The 24,462-nt window shown below is 61.0% G+C and carries 23 protein-coding genes; 20 read left to right on the plus strand and 3 right to left on the minus strand.

Translation table 11 applies throughout. From position 1 onward, the window contains the following. Window positions 1-48: 48 nt before the first annotated feature. The 19 genes from CCR95_RS03310 to CCR95_RS03400 all read left to right on the plus strand — a co-directional run bounded on the left by CCR95_RS03310 (window position 49) and on the right by CCR95_RS03400 (window position 16,423). Window positions 49-1,020 carry a hydrogenase small subunit gene (locus CCR95_RS03310; RefSeq protein WP_201091823.1) on the plus strand — a complete coding sequence of 324 codons (972 nt, stop codon included), beginning with the start codon at window positions 49-51 and terminating at the stop codon, window positions 1,018-1,020. 75 nt (window positions 1,021-1,095) lie between these two features. Next, window positions 1,096-2,373, plus strand: a complete 1,278-nt coding sequence (locus CCR95_RS03315; RefSeq protein WP_201091825.1) for a cytochrome c3 family protein — start codon at window positions 1,096-1,098, stop codon at window positions 2,371-2,373. Then, complete coding sequence (locus tag CCR95_RS03320) at window positions 2,366-4,096, plus strand: nickel-dependent hydrogenase large subunit (protein WP_201091830.1); 1,731 nt, start codon at window positions 2,366-2,368, stop codon at window positions 4,094-4,096. The genes CCR95_RS03315 and CCR95_RS03320 overlap by 8 nt, the downstream gene beginning before the upstream one ends. A gap of 269 nt (window positions 4,097-4,365) precedes the next feature. After that, window positions 4,366-5,727, plus strand: a complete 1,362-nt coding sequence (locus tag CCR95_RS03325) for a TrpB-like pyridoxal phosphate-dependent enzyme (protein ID WP_201091831.1) — start codon at window positions 4,366-4,368, stop codon at window positions 5,725-5,727. A 508-nt stretch (window positions 5,728-6,235) separates the two neighbouring features. After that, window positions 6,236-6,472, plus strand: coding sequence for an MrpF/PhaF family protein (locus CCR95_RS03330; RefSeq protein WP_242523035.1), 237 nt, complete (start codon window positions 6,236-6,238; stop codon window positions 6,470-6,472). Next, window positions 6,473-6,826, plus strand: coding sequence for a monovalent cation/H(+) antiporter subunit G (gene mnhG / locus CCR95_RS03335; protein ID WP_201091835.1), 354 nt, complete (start codon window positions 6,473-6,475; stop codon window positions 6,824-6,826). Next, a complete protein-coding gene (locus CCR95_RS03340) occupies window positions 6,823-7,077 on the plus strand; it encodes a Na(+)/H(+) antiporter subunit B (protein ID WP_201091837.1) in 255 nt (84 codons plus the stop codon). The genes mnhG and CCR95_RS03340 overlap by 4 nt, the downstream gene beginning before the upstream one ends. Further along, on the plus strand, window positions 7,074-7,841 hold the full coding sequence (locus tag CCR95_RS03345) for an MnhB domain-containing protein (protein WP_201091839.1): 768 nt from the start codon (window positions 7,074-7,076) through the stop codon (window positions 7,839-7,841). The genes CCR95_RS03340 and CCR95_RS03345 overlap by 4 nt, the downstream gene beginning before the upstream one ends. 2 nt (window positions 7,842-7,843) lie before the next feature. Next, window positions 7,844-8,221: a sodium:proton antiporter gene (locus CCR95_RS03350; RefSeq protein ID WP_201091841.1), complete on the plus strand. Its 378-nt coding sequence runs from the start codon at window positions 7,844-7,846 to the stop codon at window positions 8,219-8,221. A 2-nt stretch (window positions 8,222-8,223) separates the two neighbouring features. Next, on the plus strand, window positions 8,224-9,699 hold the full coding sequence (locus CCR95_RS03355) for a complex I subunit 5 family protein (protein WP_201091843.1): 1,476 nt from the start codon (window positions 8,224-8,226) through the stop codon (window positions 9,697-9,699). Beyond that, window positions 9,696-11,468, plus strand: coding sequence for a proton-conducting transporter transmembrane domain-containing protein (locus CCR95_RS03360; RefSeq protein ID WP_201091845.1), 1,773 nt, complete (start codon window positions 9,696-9,698; stop codon window positions 11,466-11,468). Before CCR95_RS03355 ends, CCR95_RS03360 begins: the two co-directional genes overlap by 4 nt. A 1-nt stretch (window position 11,469) precedes the next feature. Further along, a complete protein-coding gene (locus CCR95_RS03365; RefSeq protein ID WP_201091848.1) occupies window positions 11,470-12,381 on the plus strand; it encodes a respiratory chain complex I subunit 1 family protein in 912 nt (303 codons plus the stop codon). Window positions 12,382-12,577: 196 nt separating this feature from the next. Beyond that, window positions 12,578-13,210, plus strand: a complete 633-nt coding sequence (locus CCR95_RS03370) for an NADH-quinone oxidoreductase subunit B (protein WP_201091849.1) — start codon at window positions 12,578-12,580, stop codon at window positions 13,208-13,210. Continuing rightward, window positions 13,210-13,773 (plus strand): NADH-quinone oxidoreductase subunit C, encoded by a 564-nt coding sequence (locus CCR95_RS03375; RefSeq protein ID WP_201091850.1) that lies wholly within the window; start codon window positions 13,210-13,212, stop codon window positions 13,771-13,773. Before CCR95_RS03370 ends, CCR95_RS03375 begins: the two co-directional genes overlap by 1 nt. After that, entirely contained in the window at window positions 13,770-14,900 is a 1,131-nt protein-coding gene (locus tag CCR95_RS03380) for an NADH-quinone oxidoreductase subunit D (protein ID WP_201091851.1), read from the plus strand. The genes CCR95_RS03375 and CCR95_RS03380 overlap by 4 nt, the downstream gene beginning before the upstream one ends. A gap of 16 nt (window positions 14,901-14,916) precedes the next feature. Continuing rightward, the gene (locus CCR95_RS03385) at window positions 14,917-15,126 is read left to right on the plus strand and encodes a type II toxin-antitoxin system HicB family antitoxin (RefSeq protein WP_201091852.1); all 210 of its coding nucleotides are present in this window, start codon (window positions 14,917-14,919) and stop codon (window positions 15,124-15,126) included. Between the two features lie 14 nt (window positions 15,127-15,140). Then, window positions 15,141-15,302, plus strand: a complete 162-nt coding sequence (locus tag CCR95_RS25130; protein ID WP_338115337.1) for a type II toxin-antitoxin system HicA family toxin — start codon at window positions 15,141-15,143, stop codon at window positions 15,300-15,302. A 254-nt stretch (window positions 15,303-15,556) separates the two neighbouring features. Then, window positions 15,557-15,949 (plus strand): 4Fe-4S dicluster domain-containing protein, encoded by a 393-nt coding sequence (locus tag CCR95_RS03395; RefSeq protein WP_201091856.1) that lies wholly within the window; start codon window positions 15,557-15,559, stop codon window positions 15,947-15,949. Further along, window positions 15,950-16,423 carry a Na+/H+ antiporter subunit E gene (locus CCR95_RS03400; RefSeq protein WP_201091859.1) on the plus strand — a complete coding sequence of 158 codons (474 nt, stop codon included), beginning with the start codon at window positions 15,950-15,952 and terminating at the stop codon, window positions 16,421-16,423. A gap of 108 nt (window positions 16,424-16,531) precedes the next feature. Here the strand turns inward: CCR95_RS03400 and CCR95_RS03405 are convergent, their stop codons facing one another. The 3 genes from CCR95_RS03405 to CCR95_RS03415 form a co-directional block, all read right to left on the minus strand. Then, window positions 16,532-17,866, minus strand: a complete 1,335-nt coding sequence (locus CCR95_RS03405) for a paraquat-inducible protein A (RefSeq protein ID WP_201091862.1) — start codon at window positions 17,864-17,866, stop codon at window positions 16,532-16,534. Window positions 17,867-17,885: 19 nt separating this feature from the next. After that, window positions 17,886-21,896, minus strand: a complete 4,011-nt coding sequence (dnaE, locus tag CCR95_RS03410) for a DNA polymerase III subunit alpha (RefSeq protein ID WP_201091865.1) — start codon at window positions 21,894-21,896, stop codon at window positions 17,886-17,888. 201 nt (window positions 21,897-22,097) lie between these two features. Further along, on the minus strand, window positions 22,098-22,496 hold the full coding sequence (locus tag CCR95_RS03415; protein ID WP_242523038.1) for a TlpA disulfide reductase family protein: 399 nt from the start codon (window positions 22,494-22,496) through the stop codon (window positions 22,098-22,100). 470 nt (window positions 22,497-22,966) lie between these two features. On the opposite strand from CCR95_RS03415, the gene CCR95_RS03420 reads away from it, so the two are divergent. Next, entirely contained in the window at window positions 22,967-24,340 is a 1,374-nt protein-coding gene (locus tag CCR95_RS03420) for a YihY/virulence factor BrkB family protein (protein ID WP_242523037.1), read from the plus strand. Window positions 24,341-24,462: the final 122 nt, after the last annotated feature.

Genomic DNA, 24,462 nt, shown 5'->3' on the forward strand with positions numbered 1-24,462 from the left:
CGACGAGTGGCATATCGGCTTCAGCTTGCTTGGCAAGGGAGGGTGGTCATGTCAGTGCTTGATCCGTTCGAGACCCGTCTCAGTCGACGAGGCTTCCTGAAGTGGTGCGGTTACCTCGCGTCGAGCCTGGCGCTCCCCGCCTCCTTGATTCCCCAGATTGCGGCGGGGCTTGAACGCACCCCGCGCCTTCCAGTCATCTGGCTGTCGTTTCAATCCTGTAGCGGCTGTGCCGAATCACTCACACGCTCAGCGACCCCCACGCTGGAATCGCTGATCCTCGACTTCGTCTCGCTCGATTTCCACCCTCTCTTGCAGGCATCCGCAGGGACTGCGGCGGAACGGTCTTGCCAGGCTTCGATAAAATCCAACTTCGGGCGCTATCTGCTCATCGTCGAAGGCGCGATTCCTATCCATGCCCACGGCGCTTATGCGACCTGCGCCGGACAGAGCGGCCTGAAACAGCTCGCGGAAGCGACCGAGGGGGCCGCGGCGATCATCGCGGTCGGGAGTTGCGCCGCCTTTGGCGGGATACCCCAAGCGCATCCGAATCCGACCGGCGCTCACAGCGTTCATGAGCTGATGGTGGCCGGACGCATCCCGCAACGGCCCCTGGTGAACCTGCCTGGCTGTCCGCCCCTTCCGATCGCGATGGCGGCGACGCTCGCCCATATCGTGGTCTTTGGCGCCTTCCCGCGACTGGATGCGCGCAAGCGTCCAGTCGTCTTCTACGGTCAGACCATCCATGACCACTGCTCACGACTCTCCTGCTTCCAGCAGGGCCTGTTCGCCGAGCGTTTCGACGATCTCGGTGCCCGCAACGGCTGGTGTCTGTTCAAGCTTGGCTGCAAGGGTCCGGCGACCCACAACGCCTGCTCACTGCATAAATGGAACGACGGCCTGAGCTTTCCCGTCGAGAGCGGTCATCCCTGCCTGGGCTGTAGCGAGCCGGGCGCGTGGGATCGCGATGGGCTCTACCATCCAATCAAGGTGAATCTCGCCATGCACAACCGCTCCCCGTAAGGACGTCATCCTCTCGGAGAGCCATCCGAACCATCCGATGTTCGATTGATGACCAAGCTCAAGCGGAGGATTGCGATGAACGTCTTGCGGTGTCTTGTCCTGATCGCCCCTCTCCTGTACCAGGGAGTCGCCTGGGGTGGAACCAATATCACCTATGTTCCGCTGCCGACCTCGCATCACTTCGAGCGGACGGGAAAAGGTCTCTTCTACCATAAGGAATACGGTGGTCTGGAACTCCTGACCAATATCCCGTTCGGGGAGCTGCAATGCAAAAACTGTCATCACAAATCGGGGAAGCTGCCGACCGGGAAGCCGATCCCCTATGCCTACGTCTCAAGCTGCGAGGACTGCCACAACTTCTACGAGGAGCCGAGCGTCAAGTCACCCGAGGTCTGCCTCGAATGCCACACCCGACAGGCCGCGGAGATGGCCTTTTTCGACAAGCTCCCAGAGCCCAAGAACCTGGAGTGGCAGGACGTCCATTTCCGCAACGACATGACCTGCATCTCCTGTCACACCGGCGATCAGATGCATGACAGCGCCGGGAAGCAGCGCTCGATGCTGGATCCGCGCGGCACCGATGCCCGGTGCGAGGATTGCCATCAACCGCAGAAACTCAGCCTGACGAACCACGCCCTGCACGGCGAGCGGGTCGCCTGCGTGACCTGTCACATCAAATCGGTGTTCACCTGCAACAACTGTCATTTCGAGACCGAGCTGGCGGTGCAGGGGAAGATTAAGCGCGCCACGGGTCAGGAGCGCGATTTCATCATGCTCGTCAATCGGCGCGGCTATGGGCCGCGGGGCAATGATCAGGTGCATCCGGCCAGCTACCAGTCGGTCGTCTACAACGGCCGGACCTTCTACACCATCGCGCCCTTCTTCTCGCACACGGTGACCGAGAAGGCCCACCAATGCGAATACTGCCATGACAGCCAGGCACTGAAGGAATACGACAAGACCGGCAAGATCACGGTCACCAAGTGGGACGCGGGCAAGAAGAAGCCCGTCGTCACCGCGGGCATGATCCCGATTCCACCCGACTGGCAGCGGGCATTGCAGTTCGACTTCGCCAACTTCACCGGTGACGTCACCCAGCCGGGTCAGATGGACAAGTGGATCTTCCTCAAGCAGGGCGCCGATCTGATGCAGATGGTCGCCGATTTCGCCTATCCCCTGACGGAGGATCAACTGGCCAAGTTCCGGGTGCCGGTCGATGATCTGCCGATCGCGAAAAAGAAGGCACTGATGCGCATGGGGATCCGCTTGCCGGACGAAGCGGAGAATCTTCCCGCCGAGGGCCAGTCGGAGACACCGCGGACCTCACCACCGAAGGCGCTGCATCATGACTGAACGACTCGTCGTCGACCCGGTCACCCGCATCGAGGGTCACCTGCGCATCGAGGCCCGGATGGACGGCGAGCGCATCGCCGAGGCCTATTCATCGGGAACCATGGTGCGCGGCCTGGAGCTCATCCTGCGCGGACGCGATCCGCGCGAGGCTTGGGCCTTCGCCCAGCGGATCTGCGGTGTCTGTACGCTGGTCCACGGCATCGCCTCGGTCCGGGCGGTCGAAGCGGCGCTCAAGGGCGCCATCCCGCCCAATGCCCAGCTCATCCGCAACCTGATGATCGCCGCTCAGCATGTGCACGATCATGTCATGCACTTCTACCATCTCCATGCGCTGGATTGGGTCGATGTCGCCAGTGCCCTGCGGGCCGATCCCAAAGCCGCCGCGGCGCTTGCTCAACGCCAGGGACAGTGGCCACTGGATTCAATCGGCCATTTCACGGACGTGCAGAAACGATTGCACGATTTACTGAAGTCCGGCCAGCCCGGCCTTTTCGCCAACGGCTACTGGGGCCATCCGGCTTACAAACTGCCCCGCGAGATCAACCTGATCGCCCTAGTCCACGACTTGGACGCGCTGGCCTGGCAGCGGGAGATCGTCAAGCTGCATACCCTCTTTGGCGGCAAGAATCCGCACCCGAATCTGGTCGTGGGCGGGGTGGCCTCGCCGATCGACCTCGATTCGGACACGGCCATCAACGCCAGGAAGCTGGCTCAGGTGCAGGATCTTATCCAGCAGATGCGTGAGTTCGTCACCCAGGTCTATGTCCCTGATGTGCTGAGCATCGCGAGCTACTACAAGGATTGGGGCGAGCGGGGCGAGGGGCTGGGAAATTTCATGAGCTATGGCGATCTGCCGGCCAGGGGCGCAGAGGATCCGGCGAGTTTCCTCCTCCCGCGCGGCGTCATCCTCGGACGCGACCTGCGCAAGGTGCATGAGCTGGATCTCGACGCCCGTGATCAGATCGAGGAATACGTCGCCCATTCCTGGTATCGCTACCAGGACGGCAACGCACAGGGGCTCCACCCCTATGCGGGCGAAACCGCACTCGACTACGAAGGCTGCGGCGGCGTCCCGCCACCCTACCAACAGTTGCGGGTCGATGACGGCTACTCTTTCATCAAATCGCCGCGCTGGCGGGGTCATGTGGTGGAGGTCGGGCCGCTTGCCCGCGTCCTGCTGCTCCATGCCACCGGTCATCGCCAGACCAGGGAACTGGTGAAGATGGCCCTCCGTCGACTTGATCTATCGTCGCAGGCGCTCTTCTCTACCCTGGGCCGCACCCTGGCCCGCGCCCTGGAGACGCAGATTCTGGTCGATGCCATGCAGACCTGGTACGACGACCTGATCGCCAACATCAAGGCCGGCGAGACCAAAACCTGCAACCAGGATCTGTGGGATCCGGTCAACTGGCCAGCCCGGTGCTGGGGCGTTGGCTACATGGAGGCCCCGCGTGGCGCACTTGGCCACTGGATCGACATCGAGAATGGAAAGATCGCCAACTATCAGGCAGTGGTGCCCACGACCTGGAACGCCGGTCCACGCGATCATCAAGGCCAACCCGGTGCCTATGAAGCCGCGCTGCAAGACCGGCATCAACTACACGACCCCGCGCGACCGGTGGAGATTCTGCGCACCGTCCACTCCTTCGATCCCTGCATCGCCTGCGCCGTGCACCTGGTCGATCCTCAAGGCGCTGGACAGGTGCGGATCAGGGTTCAGTGAGACAATCCGCGCAATCAACGCCGATCCACGCGATCGTCTAAACCGCATCCAGAGTGACTGGGCGCTGTTTCAAGGCATCCTGCCCTCCCAGCAATCAACTGAATGCGGTTTCGTTCAGGCGAGGCGATGCGCAAACCACACATGCCATGCCGGACCCGGTTTAAAATACAACCGCCGCCGTAAAACTGGCACACTTGCCAACCGACGACAGAGACCCGCGGTGACCTGACCGCCGGTCGTACTCTCCACCACCGAGGCCCGATGACAGCATGAGCGACACGGTCAAATACCTGCTCGATGAGCAACACCTTCCCCGCTTCTGGTACAACATCAATGCGGATCTTCCGAAGCCGCTGGATCCGATCCTGCATCCCGGCACCCAACAGCCGATCTCCCCGGCGGAACTGGAAGTCATCTTCCCGCGCGCCGTCATCGAGCAGGAGGTGAGCACCGAGCGCGAAATCGAGATTCCGGAGCCGGTGCGCGAGGTGCTGCGTCAATGGCGTCCTTCCCCGCTGTTTCGCGCGCGGCGGCTGGAAAAGGCGCTGAATACGCCGGCCAAGATCTTCTATAAGTACGAGGGCGTCAGCCCCGCCGGCAGCCACAAGGCCAACACCGCCATCGCCCAAGCCTTCTATAACAAGGCGGAAGGCGTCAAGCGGATCACCACCGAAACCGGCGCCGGTCAGTGGGGTTCGTCGCTCGCCCTGGCGGGGTCGATGTTCGGGCTGGAAATCCTGGTCTACATGGTCAAGGTGAGTTTCAACCAGAAACCCTACCGCCGCGCCTTCATGGAAACCTTCGGCGCCGAGTGCATCGCCAGCCCCAGCAACACCACCGAATCCGGCCGCGCGATCCTGGCCGAACACCCCGACAGCACCGGCAGCCTGGGCATCGCCATCAGCGAGGCGGTGGAACTCGCCGCGCAGCGCGACGACACCAAGTACGCGCTCGGCAGCGTGCTGAACCATGTGCTGCTGCATCAGACCGTCATCGGGATTGAGGCGCAGAAGCAGATGGAAATGGCCGACGCCTATCCGGACATGGTCATCGGCTGCACCGGCGGCGGCAGCAACTTCGCGGGCATCGCCTTTCCCTTCATCGGCGAACAGATGCGCGGCGGGCGCAAGATCCAGAGCATCGCGGTCGAACCCTCGGCCTGTCCGACCCTGACCAAGGGGCTGTTCGCCTACGATTTCGGCGACACCGCCCATCTGACGCCGCTGTGCAAGATGTATACGCTCGGCTCGACCTTCGTCCCGCCGGGCTTCCATGCCGGCGGTCTGCGTTATCACGGCATGGCGCCGCAGATCAGCCATCTGGCCGCGCTCGGCTACATCGATCCGCGTTCCTACAATCAATTGGAATGTTTCGCCGCCGGTATCCAGTTCGCCAAGGCCGAGGGCATCATCCCGGCACCCGAGGCCAACCACGCGGTGCGCGCCGTGATCGACGAGGCCGAGAAATGTCGCGAGAGCGGCGAGGCCAAGACCATCCTGTTCAATCTGAGCGGACATGGTCACTTTGACATGCAGGCGTATACGGATTATCTGGGCGGCAAGCTCAAGGATCTGGACTACGCCGAGAACGAGGTCGCGATGGCGCTGTCAGGTCTGCCGTCCATCGGTTAAACCGCGTCTGTGCTGATCGTCGTTGGTCAACGCAGTTGCAAACGCTGCGTGACACCAATCGTCAGTTTATCGATGATCCAGATCAATTCGCGACCGGAATCATATTGGCGAGCCCCTGAACCATTAGAAAACACTGTATTGGTGATGGGGTTCGCGATAAAATACTTTTATTGCCGAATTTGGCGGCGTGGCATGACGCGGATCACGCCCCGATAATCGACGAAAAGAGCCACGAACACTCACTCTCGATATCTAGGCGCACACGGCCAGCAACCCGTTGCCAGCCGATCAATATCCTCAAAATTTTCGCATCAATACTTCATGTGACACCGCATCCGCGATGCCACGTTTATGCCATTTTTTGGATTTTGCTGAGCACGATGAGCAAAGCCGCAGGGTCGGCGGCGCCCTTCGCCGCAAGGCTGCTCGCAACAAGACAGATCACCCTGAACGCGGTTTAGATGTTTAATGACCGCAACGGAATAAGGTAGCGCTCATGCTCGTCGTGATGATTTTGCTTCTCCTGCCACCAATCCTGATGATTCTCTGGCGTTTTTTCAAAGGCCCCGATGCGGCTAACCGCATTCTTGCGCTGGATACGCTCAGCATTCTGGTCATTGCCCTGCTGTCGCTGCTGTCGCTGTTTTATCAACGCAGCATCTATCTTGACGTGGCGTTGATCTTCGCGGTGGTCGGATTCGCGGGCGTCATCCTCTTCAGTCGTTTTCTGGAAAAGGGGGTTTAAGTGGAGTATCTGGGCTATCTCTTGATGTCTGGAGGCATGTTTTTCTTTTGGGTCAGCGGTTTGGGGCTGATTCGCATGCCCGATGTCCTGACGCGGATGCACGCCGGCGCCAAGGCGTCGACGCTGGGTTCGCTGCTGATGCTGCTTGGGATGGCCTGTCTGATGCCTGCCTGGGCACCGAAGATCCTCATCATCGCGGTCTTTATCCTGCTGACCAACCCACTCAGTTCCTCGGTCCTGGCGCGTGCGGCCTACCGTAGCGGCGCGCAGATGGTGCCGCTGGCCTGTGACGCCTGCGCCGAACGGAAAGCCGCGCTGACACCGGAAACACCCGCCGAGGAGGCCCAGGCATGACCGGATTACTCGCCATCGCGTTCTTTGCCTGGATGATCGGCGCGGCCATCATGGCCATCGTCCAGTCGGATCTCCTGCAATCCGCCCTTGGCCTGTCGCTCCTGAGCCTGGGCGCGGTCGGTCAGTTCTTTCTGCTCCAGGCACCCGACGTGGCGCTGACCGAGGCGGCCATCGGCGCGGCGGCGAGCAGCTTCGTGATGTTGATGGGCGTGCGCCAGCTTGGACGCACCGAACGGAAGGATCTCCAATGAGCCGCGTCCCACTGCGTAAACGCTTCCGCGTCCAGACCCTGCTGCTGATCCTGCTCTGCGGCTGGCTGCTGATGCTGCATCTGACGCTCCTGCTCAATCATGGCCTTGACGGACTGACGACAGGCGTCGGCGATACCCTGCTGGCACGCAACAGTGAGACCGCCTCCGCCAATGCCGTGACCTCGGTGGTGGTGAGCTATCGCGGTTTCGATACCCTCGGCGAAGTGACCGTGCTGTTTCTGGCCGCGACCGGCGTGGGTCTGCTCTTTGCCGGTGGACTGACCTCCTCCCCCGTTCCCCGCGACCGCGACAGCCATCCCAACGAGGTCATGGTGACGGGAACGCGCCTGCTCTTTCCGACGCTCCTGATGCTCGGCGTCTATGTCGTCCTGCACGGTCATCTCTCGCCCGGCGGCGGCTTTCAGGGCGGCGTCATCGTCGCCACCGCCTTCTTCCTGCGGATGATCGCCGATCCCGCGTTTACCCTCGATCACGCGCGGGTCGACTTCTATGAATCGCTGTCGGGCAGCGGCTTCGTGCTGTTTGGGATGCTGGGGCTGGTGCTGGTCAGCACGGCAAGCTTTCTCGGCAATTTCATCCCGCACCCGGTCGCAGCCATGGGTCAACTCGTGAGCGCCGGCGTCATCCCGCTGATCTATCTGCTGGTCGGTATCAAGGTCGGCGCGGAGGTTGGCGCGATCTTCCAGGACATGCTGGAACCGGAGCCCGCGCCTGATCACGACCACGCCGCCAAGGAACTGTAATCATGCTGGAATTTCTCGATAGCCCCAGGGTGTTTCACGGCATTTATCTCCTGGGAAGTCTCATGCTGTTTTTTATCGGCCTGTACGGACTGCTCGCCAAGCGGCATCTACTCAAGATCTTTGTCAGCATCGAGATCATGGAACTCGCGGTCTATCTGATCCTGATCGCGCTTGCCACCTCGCCCGGCGAGACCGCGCCCATTCTTTCGGATGGCCTGCTGACGTTTACCGGCATGGCCGACCCGATTCCGCAGGCGCTGACCCTCACCGCCATCGTCATCGGCGTGGCGGTGACAGCGCTCGGCACCTCAATGGCGATTCAATATCACCGGCTCACCGGCAAGGTTGGCGTCGGCGAGATGACTGAACTGAAGGATTGACGATGACACTGCATTTCACGCCCGTCTGGTTCATCGCCGTTCCGCTGCTGCTGGCCTTTCTGTCGCCGCTGTGGGTCCGGCTGCGTCTGCTCATGCCAATCCTGCTGGGTGCGCATGTCGCACTCTTCGCGCTGGCGCTGTCCTGGATTCCGACCGTGCGCGTCGCGCCGCTGCTGGAAACCATCGTCATCGCCCCGCCGCTGGGGATTCATCTGCATCTGGATGCGGTCTCGCTGCTGCTGGTCGCGCTGTTCAACGTCGCCGGAGCCGTCGTCTCGGCCTTTCTCTGGTTGAGCCATGCCGAACCGCATCTGCGCGGGCGTCCGGCTTTCATTCTGATCCTGCTGCTGATCGCGGGCAGCAGCGGCATGGTGCTGACCGGCGACATCTTCAATCTCTATGTTTTCCTGGAGATCGTCGGCGTGAGCGCCTATGCCCTCACCGCGCTGCGGCGCGACAAGCAGGCGCTGGAAGCCGGGCTCAAATATCTGATCGTCGGTTCGGTCGCCGCGATCTTTATCCTGTTCGCCATCGTTCTGTTGTATCTCCAAACCGGCCAACTGAACCTGGCCGCGCTCGCCCGCGATTTCGGCCACATCCCGGCCCCGATGCAGGCATTGATCGGGTTGCTCATGCTGATCGGCCTGGCCATCAAGGCCGAACTCTTCCCCTTTAACTTCTGGGTGCCGGATATCTACCGGGGCGCCGATCCCGAGATCACCGCGCTGTTTTCGGGCGTGCTGGTCAAGGCGTTCCTGTTCGTCCTCTTCCATCTGGTGTTCCTGCTGCTGGCCGATCCCGCCGTGGCGCGGACCTGGCTGATGGCGCTGGGCGCGACCACCATGCTCGTCGCGGAGGCCGTCGCGCTGCGCCAACAGGATCTGCGCCGCATGCTGGCCTATTCTTCGCTTGGTCAGGTGGGTCTGATCACGCTGGCGCTCGGCTTCGCGTCCGAGGCGACCACCGCCGGCGCGCTTTTTCACATGGTCAACCACACCCTGATCAAGCTGCTGCTGTTCCTGCTGACCGCGTTGATGCTGCGGCGATTCCTGTCGGTTCGTCTGGCGGATCTCCAGGGTCTCGGGCGCGCCATGCCGCTGGCGGCGGGGCTGTTCGTACTCGGCGCGCTAGCCGTGCTGGGCCTGCCGCCGCTCAGCGGCTTCGCCAGCAAACTCTGGATTCTCAAGGGCTTCGCCGAGGCGCAGGTCTTCTGGCCCATCGCGCTGATCCTGCTGGCCGCGCTGCTGGAGGCCGGATATTACTTCCGCTGGATCAAGGTCTTTTACGCGCCCGAACCGCCGGTAACGGCGGGTCAAGCCGAGGGTGACTGGGCCTATACGCCGCTGTTGCTGATCGCGGGTCTGCTGCTGTTGCTCGGCGTGGCGCCCTTCCTGCTGGAAGACTGGTTCGTGCAGGCTGCAAAGGCACTGCTGGGACGCGGGGCCTTTCTGGAAAGCGTGCTGGGAGTTCAGCCATGAACCTGATCGTTAAATTGCTCTTTCTCGCCCTCTCGCTGACGCCCGCCATGACCCTGCTGACCTGGGATGGCGGGGTCGCCTGGCCGCTGTTCGGCGGGATCACGCTGCTGTTCGACCTCAATCCGGTGCCGGGCTTTTTCCTGCTGCTGCTGGCGCTCGGCGCGCCTCTGGTCGCCCTACCAATGTTGCGCGGGCCGCGCGACGAGCCGGCGTATGCACTCTACGCGCTGCTGCTGTTGGGCATGCAGCTTCTGCTGCTCGCAGGCGATTTCATCGGCTTTTTCGTCGGCTGGGAGATCATGACCTGGAGCAGTTATCTGCTTCTGCTGCGCTCTCCACGGACCAATCTGGAAGGCGCGCAGTCCTATATCCTCTTCAACCTTGCCTCCGCCTTTCTGTTGCTGGCCGGAATGCTGGTTTTCTACAGCTTCACCGGCGACTTCAGAATTCATGCCGTCACCGGACTGAATACCCTGCAACAACTGTCGCTGCTGACCCTGTTCGGGCTCGCCTTCCTGATCAAGGTCGGCGCGCTGCCGCTGCATCTCTGGGTGCCGCGCAGCTACGATCAGGCGCCCGATGTCTTCAGCGCCTTCCTCTCGGCGCTGATGTCGAAGATGGGGATCTATGCGCTGATCCTGCTGCTGACGCTGTTCCCGGAAGGGCTCGCGGGACTCTTCGGCCAGTTTCTCAAGGGTCCGGCGGCGGGTTACGTGCTGGCCTGGATCGGGGTCATCACCTCCATCGTCGCCACCTTCAAGGCGATCTCGCAGGAGGACATGAAGCGTCTGCTGGCCTATTCCTCCATCGCGCAGGTTGGGTATATCGTGACTGCGATCGGGGTGGGCAGTTCGCTGGCCATCGGCGGGGCGTTGTTTCATTCGCTAGTGCATACCCTGGTCAAGCTGCTGCTGTTCATCGCGATTGCCGGGATCGTCCTGCAAACCGGACACCGCCGTTTCATCGATCTCGGCCAGCTCATCGGCCGTATGCCGATCTCCTTTTTCGGCGTCCTGATCGGGATCATCGGTCTGGCCGGCATGCCGCCGCTGCCCGGATTCGCGTCCAAATATCTGATCTACGTTTCCCTGCTGGAGGCGCACTGGCTGCTGCTGCTCGCCGCCATGATCCTCTCCAGCACCGCGGCCTTCGTCTATTGCTACAAGCTGATCTACGGTCCCTTCCTGGGTCACGCCAATTCGCCCGAGGCCCGGGTGGCGACCGAAGCGCCCTGGCAGTATCTCGTGCCGCAGATCGTCCTCATGGGCTTGCTGGTCGCGCTCGGGATCTTTCCGGGCTGGGCCATCGAGATCCTCATCGATCCCGTCCTGACCGCCCTGGGGATGACGCCCATCGGCGCGCCGGCCTGGGGACAACTCGCCACCGCCTATGGCGGCTATGACGGCGTGGTGCTGATGTCGGTGTTCGCGACGGTTTTCGTGCTGGTAACGGCGATCTTTTTCCTGCTGCGCGGGCGGATGCGTCAGGCGGGTAGCCCCTACGATCTCAGTTATGCGGGCGAGGTTCCAACCGCCGAGACACCCTTGCATTATGGTGCAGGCCTGGGTCGCGAACTGCGCCGTATCCCGCTGGTGGGCTGGATTCTGAGTCACAGCACACAGGGTTTTTATGCCGGCCTGGTCCGCCAAACCCAGGCTGCGGCCGGACTTCTGAGCGGGCTCTATTCGGGCAATCCGCAGACCTGGATCCTGCTCGCCGTCCTGATCCTGGCCGCCACCCTGACCGTCCAGACCCTGACCGGAGCCTGACATGATCCATCACCTCCTCGACGCACTGGCCATGCTCGGCATGAGCTATGTCATCGGCTTCCTCTTCTATGGCTTCTACCGCCAGTTCAACGCCCGCGTCCAACGCCGCTGGGGACCGAGCATCTGGCAGAACTTCTTCGATAACATGAAGTTCCTGTTCAAGTCGGAGACCGTCAGTCATGGCGCCATGTTCTTCTTTGGCCCCATGATTATCATGGCAGGCGCGATCACCACGGTACTCTTCGTCCCCTTCCTGAAGGACTCCATCTGGCTCCAGGGCTTTTCGCAATCCGGCAACCTGATCCTCATCATCTATCTGCTGGTCGTCGGCCCGCTTGGGAACGCCCTCGCCGTTGGCTCTAGCGGCAACCCCTATGGCGTGATGGGCGTGACCCGCGGTCTCACCCGGCTGATGGGGCTGGAAGTGCCGTTCTTTCTCGGTCTGGCCCTCGTGATGCTGCAACACCAAAGCGCCTCGGTGCACGTCATCATGGCCGCGCAGGACGGCATCGCCAATTGGAACCTTTTCACCAATCCGATTGCCTTCATTGTCATGCTGTTGCCCTTCATCGCCAGTCAGAACGCCTCGCCCTTCGATGTCGTCGGCGCGCCGGTCGAGGTCTACGCCGGGCCGCGGGTCGAATTCGGCGGGCGACTGCTGGGCATCCTCATGACCCAGAACATGATGATGACCGTCGCCAAGCTGGTGCTGATCGTCGACCTCTTTCTGGGCGGCGCCACGACGGTACCGATTTTGCTTGTCAAGGCGTTCGCGCTCTTTCTGTTGACCGCCATGATCAGTCTGGCCTTTCCGCGCCTCAAGACCGAGCAGACGGTGGATTTTTTCTGGAAGATCCCCCTCGCGCTGGGTGTCATTGGGGTCATCGCAACCGTCTGGTTGCCCTGGAGTTAAACCGCGCCTAGCGCGGTATACACAGTTTTTGGGATTGATTTGGCCTCGGCAGCATTGAGTAAAGTGTCGGAGCTGACGCGGTTTAAGATTTTAAAAATATAAAGTTTTAAACCGTGTCTCAACCGAGGCCGGAAAAACCCCCAAAGCTGGACACAATATGAAAATTTCGCAATTCACTCTGGACGCGGTTTAAAAAATGTATCACAAGAACGAATGCGAAGGATTTCAGTGCGAGCAGCGGATGCTTGAGGATTCGCTGGGTCAGCCGAACGGCGAATTCGGCATCCTTGACCGGCTGGTCGCCTGGTTTCGTCAACGCAGCCTGTTCGTGCTCGCCTACGGCACCGGCTGCGGGGCGATCGAGATGCGCCCATTGATGACCAGCCGCTTCGATGCCGAACGCTTCGGGATCATCGGCGCGCCCACCCCGCGTCAGGCCGACGTGCTGGTGGTCAGCGGCTATCTCGCGATCAAGACACTCAAGCGGGTCATTCGCAGCTACGAACAGATGCAGGAACCGAAATACGTCATCGCGCTCGGCAGTTGCGCCATCAACGGCGGGATGTACTGGGACTCCTACAACACCATCAAGCAGTTGGATCAGTATCTTCCGGTCGATATGTACATCAACGGCTGCATGCCGCGTCCCGAGGCGCTGATCGAGGGCTTCGTGGCCCTGCAAAAGCGGATCAAGCGCGGGGACAAGGGCGGTTACGCGCGCTATCGCGAGAACATCGACTGGTACAAGGCCAATCAGCGCAAGGTGCTCGGCGACAACATGCCGCCCGACTACACCTACGATTGGTATCACACCGGAGACCTCGCCTGATGCTGGACGCACTCCTGCCACGGCTTCACGGCTTCGAGATCCTCGCGCAGACTCAGCGCGGCGAGCGACAGGCTTTCCTGCGCGTCCCCAAGGCCCAGCTCTTTTCGCTGCTCGTCCTGCTCAAACAGGGACACGGTTTCGTGACCCTGACGACCATCGCCTGCGCCGACTGGATCGAGGACGAGGTTTTTGGTCTGACCTATCTGCTCGAAACCGCCGGGCGCGACCGCGTCCTCGGGGTGCAAACCCACATCGGACGCGAGGGCGAGGACTTGGAGACCTGCATGCCGCTCTGGCCCCAGGCCGAGATTTTCGAGCGTGAATTGCACGAGATGTTCGGTATTTCGATCGTCGGACACCCCAGCCTTGGCGATTTTATGCTGGAGGGCTGGACCCACACACCGCCCATGCGACGCGAGTTCGACACGCTGAAATTCGTGCAGGAGAATTACCCGATGCGCGAGGGCCGCGAGGACAATCAGGACGTTCGCGAAGCGATCCGCAAACTCAAGGAGTCAAAGAAGGCCAGCAAAGCCCAGCCGGCCGGCGGAGAGTCGTCATGAACGATCCAGTCCAGAACCAGAGAGACGCCGGCGGCACCATCAAGATCTTCCACGGGCCGCAGCATCCCGGCGTCACCGGCAACATGAGCATGGAACTGGACCTCGACGGCGAAACCATCGTCAAGGCCACCACCCATGTCGGCTATCTGCATCGCGGCTTCGAGAAAATGATCGAGCGGCGCACGATCATTCAGGCGTTCACCATCGTCTGCCGGATCTGCGTGCCCGAACCCGACCCCAACGAAGAAAATTATGCGCGCGGCGTCGAAGAACTCGCCGGACTGACGATCAGCGAGCGGGCCAAGTATATCCGTGTCATGGTCCTGGAGATGGCGCGGCTCCAGGCCCATTATCTCTGGATGGCCGGTCAGGGCGGCTCGATCGGGCATGAAGTCGTCCCGCAATGGGCGGTCGGCGAGCGCGATTTCATCCTGGATCTGTTCGAGCAACTGACCGGCGGGCGGGTGTACCACATGTACATCTATCCGGGCGGCGTCAAGCGCGACCTGCCGGATGGCTTTCTCGACCGTCTGCGCGATCTACTGGTCGAGCTGGAACGTCGCCTGCCCGAATACGACCGCATCTTCTTCGACAACGCCGGGGTGAAGAAACGGCTGCAAAACGTCGGCGTGGTCAAACGCGACGAGGCCATCGCCAACGGCTATACCGGCCCGGTAATCCGTGGCTGCGGCATCCCGCGCGACGTGCGCCGTGATTCGCCCTATCTGGTCTACGATCAGCTCGAATTCGATGTACCCACCCAGACCGGCTGCGACGCCTATGCCCGCGCGCTGGTGCGCCGCGCCGAGATGGATCAGAGCATCCGTATCCTGAGACAAGTCATCGACCGGATGCCGGCGGGCGAGATTCAATGCAAACTGCCCAAGCACCGCAAATTCAAGCTCCCTCGGGGCGAAACCTTTGTGCAGACCGAATCCGCGCGCGGCGCCTTCAGCTATTACATGGCCGGCGACGACAGCGAATATCTGCGCCGGCTGCAAGTCCGCGGCCCGTCCATCGTCCATGCCTACACCCTGCTGGAACCGCTGCTGGTCGGCGCGCAGTTATCGGATGTGGCGCTGATCATGAACTCGCTGGGAATCTGTCCGCCGGAGATCGAACGTTAAACGTGACGAGGTACCGATGCAGCATCCTTTCACACTGGAATATTGGCAGGATGACGGGTGGTATGTTGGTCGACTGAAAGAGATTCCGGGTGTTTTCAGCCAAGGCGAAAACTTGGAGGAGCTGGAAACCAACATCGAAGACGCCTATCGCATGCTCCTTGAAAGCGATTCCGACGGCAGTCGTCCATCCGCCATGACCAAGCAAATTCTGCTTGATGTAGCGTGAAGCGCGGGAACTTCGTGCGTGAACTAATCGCCGCTGGCTGCTCTCTCAAGCGTCATGGCAGTCGGCACGACATCTATGTCAATCCGGCGAATGGCATGCAGGCACCGGTCCCCAGACACCCGGAGATCAAGGACAGTCTCTGCGCATTGATTCGGAAACAATTGCGACTTGTTTAATTCTACTTTGTTACCTTCAAAAAATCTTTAAGTGTTTAAATTTTATGATAATAAACAAAAATACACATAAACAATAGGGTTCTAGTGGCGCGTTGAGCGCCTATAATCACCCATAAACCGCCAACATCTATCTTCAATAGGGGCATAGTAAATGAAGATTTATTGCGCCTAATAAAAAATAACTTAAAATTCATTAATTTATGCGACAGTCAAAGTTAACAAAGTAGAATTAAGCACCCAAGGTAAAGCAGCTCATGGCCTGGAATCTCGATCTAAAGGGGCTGATTCAGCCCTTCAGCGCGCTCAAGTTTAGCGTCAAGCAGCCCTACACCCTGAACTATCCCGTCGAAAAACGTCAGGATGTCGATGGCTATCGCGGTTTTCACCTCAACACGCTGAGTCTCTGCGTGGGTTGCGGGAACTGTCAGGATATCTGCATGAACGAGGCCATCGACATGGTCGAGGCCGTGGGCGAGATTAACCCCAAGAACGCCAGCGGACTGGTGCCCCGGATCGACTACGGGCGCTGCTGCTGGTGCGGTCTCTGCACCGATGTCTGCGGCCCGGACTCGCTGCGTCTCGAAAGCGACTGCATCTATGCCAGCGAGGATGCCGGGAGTTTTCTGTACATGCCGAAGGATCAATAAATGCAACGACTTCAATGGGGTTTTGTTCTCTTCATCGTCTGGCTGGGTCTGACCAACCCATTTCATCCGCAGGAGCTGCTGGCGGGGGCCATCATCTCCGCGGCCCTGGTCTGGCTAACCATTCCGGCGCGAGCCGTCAACGCGGAAAACCAGCCCTGGAGCCTCATTGGACTCCTGACGTATTTCCCGGTCTTCTTAAAGGCGCTGGTCCTTGCGAACATCGATGTCGCCAGCCGGGTGCTGAACCCCAGGCTGCCAATCAACCCGGGTATCGTGCGAGTTCCAACCAAGCTGACCCTTCCCTATCAACGTCTCATCCTCGCCAACAGCATCACCCTGACGCCCGGCACCATCACGCTGGAGATGGACAATCAGGACATCTACATCCACTGGATCGCGGTCGAGGATGCCGATCCCGAGCGTGCGGGCGAGACGATCAAGGGTGAGATGGAACGGGCAATTACACGGATCTGAATAGACCGTCCTGGAAGCGCCGACAGGTTATCGGCCCTGGGATTGCCGACGTTCCGTCGGCAGGCTGGGCGGGGCAGCCGACGATCAATCGGCACTGCCGAAGGTGGTTTAAGCGAATTCCTTCTCCAGCATGGCCGACAACAGCAGACTCGCCAGCACGAAGGACAGAAACAGATAAAACCCCGGCTCCAGCGAAGTCCCATTGGTCGTCAACAGATCCACTCCCTCGCCAACCCGCCCCAGACTGCCAAGCTGACTCGCCACCAGCCCATCGAACCCGATGTACGCCATGAAGATGGCGATCACGAACACGTCCGCCATCGACCATTTGCCGGAGCGCAACGCGAAGAACCCAACCCAGCCCGATCCGCGCGCCTGCCTGACATCGTAGTAATAGACATAGGTCGCGATCAGCTTGAGCGCCGGAAACAGCACGCTGAACAGGGTGATCAGCACCGCCACCAGCAGCATGTCGGCGGCCCCGGTCTCCGCCAGGATCCTCACCACATCGAAGATGCTTTTGCTCTGGAAATACAGCACCTGATTCGAAAAGACCAGCGGCTCGCCCAGAAATTCCAGACGCAGTTCGCCGATGCGGGCATCGATCTCGATCATCGGCGTGAGCAAGCCGCCCACAAGCAGAATCAGAATCGCCCCGGTCAGCAGCAGAAGTCTGAAGGAATCGAATCCCCCCCTGCCCCGCCGCGATCCGACCGTCAGGTCGGCCTCCCTGGCGACTCGTGACGACCCGCTCAGGCAGACCAAAAACAACCCCGCCACCAGACCCGCCAACCCCGCGAGTTGCTGAAGAATCGGCAACCGCGCCGTCTCGATCAGGGTCTCCAGTTTCTCTGAGCAAGCCGTTGACGCGACACAACTCTGGCGCACGAACACCGCGTCCAGACGCGCGCGGTCGGTTCGGGCAAAGGTCGAATCCGCCGATTGGCGCAGCAGACCGAGCACCTGCGTCTTGATCTCTTCTTTCGCCGCGGGCTTGCCGAGTTGCTCGACCACCGCATCGGCATATTGCGGGATCTTCTTGCGCAACTTCCTGAAATCGATCAGCAGATCCTGAACGCCCTGCTGCAGCACCCCCTGAAGCTGATCCATCCAGGTACCGCCGCCGCTCAGGTTCCGCTGACGCAGATAGCGCTCGATCTCGACCAGCATGGTTTCGAGCACCTGCTCCACGGCCTTCTTGATGCGCGGCCGATTCTCATCTGTCAGCTCGAATTCGCTCACCTGTCGCTCGACGATGGCCGAAATTTTCGACACCCATTGATCGGCATCCAGCAGGCCATACCGGACACTCTCGATCTCGGCAAGATCGGTCTTGAGGGTCTTGACCCGGTTCAGATCGCCGATTAGATGCACCAGCAGGGCGACCGCCACACTGAAGAGGAAAATGGCGAACAGGCGTTTGACGATGAATAATCCCGACATGTAGACATCCTTCGTGACCTTAAACGGACGCGAGACGACGTGTCTGCGTCTCCGGCATCGGCGCGGACAGCAGGATCCGCTCATAGGAAACCTTCACCGCATCCGACCCCAGGAGTTGCCGCAATCGCTTCAGCAAGGCATCCGTCGGCTGCACGCGCCAGGCATTGCCCAGCACCAGGTCGCCGACCGCGCCGGGCCGGCGATACCGCAGACGCACCGGCAGATCGCCATCGCGGAAGGCGGCAAGCGCCTCCCGCAGCGACTCGATCCGCGCGGCACCCTGGTCGTAATCCGCCGGGTCCGAGAGATCCAGGATCAGGGCCAGATGATCCGCCGCCGACTCCCGCGCCTGCTCGAAGGTGCGCACGGCGTCGGCGCGCAAGGTCCAGGCATCGCGGAACTCGTCGAAATTCAAGCTCCCGACGATGCTCAGGAGTTGATCCGGAACCAGCAGATTGCGGAACTGATCGTAAAGCTCGGAGAAGACGGTCGCCTCGATGCGTCCGGTGCGGTCGTCGAGCAGCACCGAGCCCATGCGCCCGCGCGGGGTTTTGCCATGACGGACGCTGACCACCAGCCCCACTACCGTGCGCTTCTCGCGATCGCGCCGATCGCGCCGGCCCAGCTCCCGGTCGGTCTCCAGCAGTCGGGCGATGCGGGCGCCGCCCATCGCCTTAAGCTCGGCCTCGTAACGGTCGATGGGGTGTCCGGTCAGATAGAGCCCGAGCGTCTCTTTCTCGCCCTGGAGTCGTTGTTCGTCCTCCCAATCGGCGTGGATCTCGCTCGCCAACTGCGGATCCAGCGGAGGCGCGGCGGTCGGCTCCAGCGCGCCGAACAGATCCGCCTGCCCCGCAGCCTGGGTGGCGTTATGCTGCTCGGCGGTCTTGAGCGCCAGGGGCAGTTGCGCCATCAGGGTCGCGCGATTGGGACCGAGTCCGTCCAACGCGCCGGCGCGAACCAACGCCTCCAGCACGCGCCGGTTGACCTTATGCAGGTCGATCCGACGGCAGAAATCCCACAGGTCGCGGAAATCCCCGCCCGCCGCGCGCACTTCCAGGATGGATTCGATCGCCGCCTCGCCCACCCCTTTGATCGCGCCCATGCCGTAAATAACGGTGCCCGCGTCGCCGATGGTGAAGCGGTACGCGGAACGATTGATGGTCGGCGGCTCGACCCGGAGCTTCATCGCCCGGCACTCGTCGATCAGGGTCACCACCTTGTCGGTATTGTCCATGTCCGCGGAGAGCACGGCCGCCATGAAAGCCGCCGGATAGTGGGCCTTGAGCCAGAGGGTTTGATAGCTGACCAGGGCGTAGGCGGCGGAGTGGGAGTTAGAGCAACAAAGGCCCGACGTAAGCAGAAAATTGTGTTCGGGATGGTCTACTTCGAGATCGTAACCTTGATGCCATCCGACGAAAGTGACTCGTACCGGCCGCCGAAACACCGCATGCCCTGCCAACTCTCCATGCCCCTGTTCTCGAACCGCGGGATCCGTCCCCCACACTCGCTCATTCGTTTGCAGGATTTTCCAGAGCGGAACTTGCCCGGCATCGGTCAGCCATTTGTGATCGAGGGTGCATTGCTCGCTTGTACCATCGTCGAATTCCACTAACCATAAAGGCACTTGCCCATGATCGTGCAGGGCAACCACTGTGGATTGCACAAGACTGCCATCGGGATTCATGCTAAAAACAACGTCGCCAGCTCGGCAGTCTTCGATATGTTTGTCGCTGGTTAGCGTGCGGATTTTTGTGAGGCGGTGTAGGGTCTTGTTAAATCCATAACCCGCAAATTTGTCCATTAAATCAAAAATATAAGTCGCAACCGACGCATCGATCCCGCGCGCGACCGAACCCTGCTCGAAGATCTCCCGCTGCTTATCCATCTCGGACTGTTTCTTTTTGCCCATTGCCCTACGAAGAATATCCGCCCCGCCCAGCGAATACCCCGCCAGCACCTGCGCGATCTGCATCACCTGCTCCTGGTAGAGGATGATGCCGTAGGTGGGTTTGAGGACGGGCTCCAGGTCGGGATGCGGATAGGCGACATCGGCGCGCCCATGCTTGCGGTTAATGAAGTCGTCGACCATGCCCGATTGCAGCGGGCCGGGTCGGAACAGCGCGACCAGCGCGGTGATGTCGCCGAAGTTGTCGGGCTGGAGCTTCTTGATCAGCTCTTTCATGCCGCGCGATTCGAGCTGAAACACGGCGGTGGTCTGACACTGCTTGAGCAGATTGAAGGCGCGTCCGTCGTGCGCGTCGATGCGGTCGATGTCGACCGGCGGCTCGCCCTGACTCAGGCGGATAGGGTTGATGGTCTTGAGCGCCCAGTCGATGATGGTGAGCGTGCGCAGTCCCAGAAAGTCGAACTTGACCAGCCCGACCTGTTCCACGTCGTCCTTGTCGAACTGGGTAACCAGATTCACTCCGCCCGGTTCGCAATAGAGCGGCGCGAAGTCGGTCAGCTTGGTGGGCGCGATGACGACGCCGCCGGCATGCTTGCCGGCGTTGCGAGCTAACCCCTCCAGTTTGCGGGCCATGTCGATGAGCGCGCGCACTTCCTCGTCGTCCTGGTAGGCGAGCTTGAGGTCGTCGCTCTCGACCAGCGCCTTCCCGAGGGTCATGCCCAGCTCGAAGGGTACCATCTTGGCGACCCGGTCGACGAAGCCATAAGGATGCCCCATCACCCGCCCGACATCGCGCACCACCGCCTTGGCCGCCATGGTGCCGAAGGTGATGATCTGCGAGACCGCCTCGCGACCGTATTTATCGGCCACATAGTCGATGACCCGGTCGCGGCCTTCCATGCAGAAATCCACGTCGAAGTCGGGCATGGACACCCGCTCGGGGTTCAGAAAGCGCTCGAACAGCAGGTCGTGCTCGATCGGATCCAGGTCGGTGATCTTGAGCACGTAGGCGACCAGCGACCCCGCGCCCGAGCCGCGCCCCGGCCCGACCGGGATGCCGTTGTCCTTGGCCCACTGGATGAAGTCGGCGACGATCAGGAAGTAACCGGGGAAGCCCATCTGGACGATGACGTCGAGTTCCAGCGCGAGGCGTTCGTCATAAGCGCGGCGCTGCTCGGCGAAATCGGGAGCGTTCCGGTCGAAAATGCGTTCCAGACGCCAGTCGAGTCCCTGGCGGGATTGTTCGGCAAAAAAGGCATCGATCGTCATCCCGGCCGGCACCGGAAAGGCGGGCAGATAATTCTTGCCCAGCGTCAGTTCCAGATTGCAGCGTTTGGCGATCTCGACCGAGTTTTCCAGCGCCTCCGGGAGATCAGCGAAGAGTTCAACCATCTCGTCCGGGGTACGCAGGTACTGCTCGTCGCTGTAGAGGCGAGGACGGCGCGGATCGTCCAGGGTGCGCCCCTCGTGGATGCAGACCCGCGCCTCGTGGGCCTCGAAGTCGCTCGCCGCCAGAAAACGCACATCGTTGGTGGCGACCACCGGCACGCCGCGGCGGATCGCCAGATCGACGCTCAACTCGATCAGTTCCGCCTCCGACTCGCGGCCGGTACGGATCAGCTCCAGATAATAGCGGTCGCCGAACGCGGTCAGCCAGCGGTCGAGCAGACGTTCGGCCACCTCGGGCCGCCCGTTGAGCAGGGCGCGGGCGACATCGCCCTGGGGACCGCCCGAAAGCGCGATCAGGCCGCCGGCGGCGGATTCGATCCACTCGGGGTCGACCTGAGGCACGCCCAGATGCTGACCTTCCACATAGCCGCGCGAGATCAGCCGGGTCAGATTGCGATAGCCCGGCTCGTTCTGGACCAGCAGCACCAGTCGATGCGGTTGATTGGCGTCCTCCGGATTGCGTACCCAGAGATCGGCCCCGGCGATCGGTTTGAGACCGGCCCCGACCGCAGCCTTGTAAAACCGCACCAGCGAGAAGAGATTGACCTGATCGGTGACGGCCACCGCCGGCATTCCGGCCGCCGCCACGGCCTTGACCAGCGGCTTGATCCGCACCAGGCCGTCGACCAGCGAGTATTCGGAGTGAAGATGCAGATGGACGAAACGGGGATCCACGGAGACGCTGTGTCCTGATTAGGCAGTGGTGAGCGAGGCTCGGGGGACGCTAGTCTACCCATCCGGAGGCCGCGCGAAGAGTCGGAAAAATCCATTGGACCTGAGAAGAAGATAGGGGGATAGATGACCAAGCTTGTCGGTGCGCAACTTCCCGGTCGCGCACCCTGGTAGCAACCTGATTCGAGCTGACCGACACGGCGATCAGTGTAAACGCTGGAGCGCGCGCACCTGATCCAGCAGCGCGGGATCGTCCCATTCCTGCTCGCCGGTCGCGCTGAACGCTAGCCGACCCTCGGCGTCGATCACAAAGGTCGTTGGCAGACCGATGACCGGATAGCGCTGGGCGATGGTGCTATCGGAGTCCATGGGGAGCGGAAAGCTGACCGGGGTGTCGGAGAGAAATTGCCGCACGGCCTCGGCATCGTCGCCCACATTGATGGCGATCACCGCGATACCCTCACTGGCGAGGATGTCATGGGCGCGCTGCATGGACGGCATCTCGGCGCGACAGGGCGGACACCAGGTGGCCCAAAAATTCAGGATGATGGGTTTGCCGCGATAATCCGCGAGCCGATAGGTCTGTCCGTCCGGACCTTGCAGATTGAAATCCGGGGCAGGCGCCTGATTCTCAACCGGCGTCAGGGCTTGCTCCTCCCCAGCACCAGCGACCGCGCCAAACCAGCAGGGAAGGAGAACGAACAAGCATCGGAGCAAAGGTTTCATGCGGCAACTCTCTACAGATTGTGGAAAACCATTAAATTCAGGCAGGCGATCATTAAACCGCGCCCAGCGTGGCATGCGATGGTTTTAGATTGGATCAACCTCGACCGCATCGACGACGGTCGGAGCGGGCGCGGTTTAAGTTTTTCAAAAATATCGATTTTAAACCGCGTCGACGCCGACGTCGCGGATGGACGCCAAACTGGCTGACCACTCAAAACGGCGCATACCGCGCTGGATGCGGTTTAGTATGATGATCGACGACGTTGTGCTTTCGACGACGCTCAACATCAACACGCAGAGCTTCACCTGTGGGCGACCAAGCAGACGTAGAATTGGGATACCGGTTCATGAGCAAAATCGCTCAAGAACAGCCGTCCGCCTGTCCAGTCGAGCCCCGAATGAACCAGCGCCAGACCGTTTCCGAACGTCTTAACGCCTTGCTGTGGGATCGCCCCGCCGCCGCGCCACCGCGTTGGCAAGCCGGTCTCATCTGGCTGGCGCGGCTCATCTACGCACTGCTGCGCGATCTGACCAAGGGGGATCTGTCGCTGCAGGCCATGGGCCTGGTCTACACCACGCTTCTCTCGCTGGTCCCCCTGCTGGCGGTCAGTTTCTCCGTGCTCAAGGGTTTCGGCGTGCACAATCAGTTGGAACCCTTCCTGTTGAGTGCCCTGGAGCCGCTCGGCGAATCCGGGGTGGAGATCGTCGGGCGGATCATCGGTTTCGTCGATAACATGCAGGTGGGCGTGCTAGGCTCGGTGGGACTCGCGACGCTGATGTTCACCGTCATCTCGCTGATTCAGAAAATCGAACAGGTCTTCAACAGCACCTGGCGAGTGGTCGAACAACGGCGTTTCGCACAGCGCTTCAGCCTATACCTGAGTGTACTGCTGATCGGTCCGGTGCTGTTCTTTTCGGCGGTCGGACTCTCCGCCTCCTTGAGCAGCCATCTCGCCGGACAACCGCTGATCGCCACCCCAGCGGTCACAGCCCTGATGGAGACCTTCGGTCAATTTGGGCCTTACCTGATGATCTCATTGAACTTTGCCTTTTTTTACATGGTCATTCCCAGTACTCGGGTCAGGCTGCGCTCGGCCTTGATCGGCGCATTGGTGGCCGGGCTGCTCTGGGAGATCGTCGGCGACCTGTTCTCCGCCTTCATGGTCGGCTCCACCCGCTTCATGGCCATCTATTCCAGCCTAGCGATCCTGATGCTGCTGATGATCTGGATCCATATCGGCTGGTCGATCCTACTGATCGGCGCCAGCATCGCCTTCTATCATCAGCACCCGGAATACCTGACCACCCGCACTCACGACCTGCGACTGAGCAATCGACTGCGCGAACGCTTGGCGCTGATGGTCGCGGGCCAGATCGCCCACCGCTATGCGGCCGGAGAACCGGCCTGGAATTGCCAGACCCTTTCCATCGTGCTGGGCGTGCCCGCCGCCAATACGCAAAAAACCCTGACGATGCTGGAACAATCGGGTTTCCTGCTTCGCACCGCCGACGAGGATCCCGGCTATGTCCCGGCGCGCGCGCCCGAGTCGATCAGGATCGTCGATCTGCTCGATGCGACCCGTCGCTTCGAGGAACGCGATAGCGGCTGTCCGGGCACGGTGTCCGACGCGGGCGTCCAACAAGTCGAGCAGGACATCGAGACCGCGATTGCCGGCGCGCTGAAGGACATGACGCTCAAGGATTTCGCCGCCGCCCCTTAATTCTACTTTGTTAACTTTGACTGTCGCATAAATTAATGAATTTTAAGTTATTTTTTATTAGGCGCAATAAATCTTCATTTACTATGCCCCTATTGAAGATAGATGTTGGCGGTTTATGGGTG

This window comes from Thiocystis minor (genome assembly GCF_016653465.1).
GTDB lineage: Bacteria > Pseudomonadota > Gammaproteobacteria > Chromatiales > Chromatiaceae > Chromatium > Chromatium minus.